The sequence below is a fragment of the Micrococcus sp. HSID17227 genome, assembly GCF_003989405.1.
GTDB classification, from domain to species: Bacteria; Actinomycetota; Actinomycetes; order Actinomycetales; family Micrococcaceae; genus Micrococcus; species Micrococcus luteus.
The window spans coordinates 1-1,822 of sequence record NZ_RBLN01000334.1; the positions used below are offsets into that span (position 1 = coordinate 1).

The following is a 1,822-nucleotide window of genomic DNA, read 5'->3' on the forward strand; positions in this document are numbered from 1 at the left end:
TGCAGTTCCGACCGCGCCCCAGCGACATCGCAGCAGGGGGGAACGGCGGTCTTGTCGCCGGCGCGCGGCCGACTGGAACCTGAGGTCCCCGCTAGGCTGAGGCCGTGTCCACGCCGCGGGCACGACTTCCGACTTCGATTGAAGGAGACCCGTCCATGGCCCTGATCGACGCCATCCACGCTCGCGAGATCCTCGACTCGCGCGGCAACCCCACCGTCGAGGTGGAGGTCCTGCTCACCGACGGCTCCCTGGGCCGCGCGGCCGTGCCCTCGGGCGCGTCCACCGGCGAGTTCGAGGCGGTCGAGCGCCGTGACGGGGACAAGAAGCGCTACGGCGGGAAGGGCGTGCTGGACGCCGTCGCCGCGGTCGAGGGCATCGCGGAGGAGCTCGAGGGCGAGTTCGCCGCGGACCAGCGCGCCGTGGACCGCGCGATGCGGGACCTGGACGGCACCCCCAACAAGGGCAAGCTGGGCGCGAACGCGATCCTGGGCGTGTCGATGGCCGTCGCCGTGGCCGCCGCGCAGGCCTCCGACCTCATGCTCTACAAGTACCTGGGCGGCCCGAACGCCCACGTGCTGCCCGTGCCGATGATGAACATCCTCAACGGCGGCGCCCACGCGGACTCCAACGTGGACATCCAGGAGTTCATGATCGCCCCGATCGGCGCCCCGTCCTTCCGCGAGGCCCTGCGCTGGGGCACCGAGGTCTACCACGCCCTGAAGACCGTGCTGCAGGAGAAGGGCCTGTCCACCGGCCTGGGCGACGAGGGCGGGTTCGCCCCGTCCCTGGAGTCCAACCGCGCCGCCCTGGACCTCATCGCCGAGGCCGTGACGAAGGCCGGCTACCGCCTGGGCGAGGACATCGCGCTGGCGCTGGACGTCGCCTCCTCCGAGTTCTTCGACAACGGCTCCTACACCTTCGAAGGCCAGCAGCGCTCCGCCGAGGAGATGGCCGCCTACTACACCGAGCTGGTGGACAACTACCCGATCGTCTCCATCGAGGACCCGCTCGACGAGGACGACTGGGACGGCTGGCAGCACCTGACCGCGCAGCTGGGCGATCGCGTCCAGCTGGTGGGCGACGACCTGTTCGTCACCAACGTGGAGCGGCTGCAGCGCGGCATCGACGAGAAGGCCGGCAACGCCCTGCTCGTGAAGGTCAACCAGATCGGCTCCCTGACCGAGACCTTCGACGCGATCGCCCTGGCCCAGCGCCACATGTTCCACTGCATGATCTCGCACCGCTCGGGCGAGACCGAGGACACGTTCATCGCGGACCTCGCGGTGGCCACCAACGCCGGCCAGATCAAGACCGGCGCCCCGGCCCGCTCGGACCGCGTGGCCAAGTACAACCAGCTGCTGCGCATCGAGGAGGACCTGGCCGACGCCGCCGTCTACGCGGGCCGCTCCGCCTTCCCGCGCTTCCGCGGCTGACCGTCCCCGACGACGACGCGCGGGCCCGCCCGGATCCTTCCGGGCGGGCCCGCGCCCGTCCCGGCGCGACCAGGATCCTGTCAGGGGCGGGCAGTAGGCTGGGAGGGTCCCCGCCACGCGTCCGAAGGAGTCCGCGATGAGTCCGCGCCGCCCCCGCGTGCCCCGTGTCGACCCGACGACGGGCGCCCCGCGCCGGACCGCCGTCGCGGCCCCGGCGACGGCCTCCCCGGAGGCGGACGCGCCCACGCCGACCCCTGCGGCCCCCACGCCGGCGCCCGCGGCGACGGACGCCGAGGTCATCGACCTGCAGAGCGTCCAGGAGCGCCGCCAGGCCGGTCACCCCGGACACCTGGACGGGCACCCGGACGCGGACCGGGCCGACACGGCCT

The 1,822-nt window shown here is 72.8% G+C and carries 1 protein-coding gene and 1 pseudogene; both read left to right on the forward strand.

The window, feature by feature from the left end; all coding sequences use genetic code 11:
* Positions 1-155 precede the first annotated feature (155 nt).
* Positions 156-1,433, forward strand: a complete 1,278-nt coding sequence (gene eno / locus D8M29_RS11470; protein WP_036317829.1) for a phosphopyruvate hydratase — start codon at positions 156-158, stop codon at positions 1,431-1,433.
* A gap of 136 nt (positions 1,434-1,569) precedes the next feature.
* Positions 1,570-1,822: pseudogene (locus tag D8M29_RS11475) on the forward strand (septum formation initiator family protein); the annotation flags it as partial.

What these genes read in the sequence shown, in the direction of transcription:
- eno (WP_036317829.1), top strand. Translation starts at nt 156, where the DNA reads ATGGCCCTGATCGACGCCATCCACGCTCGCGAGATCCTCGACTCGCGC.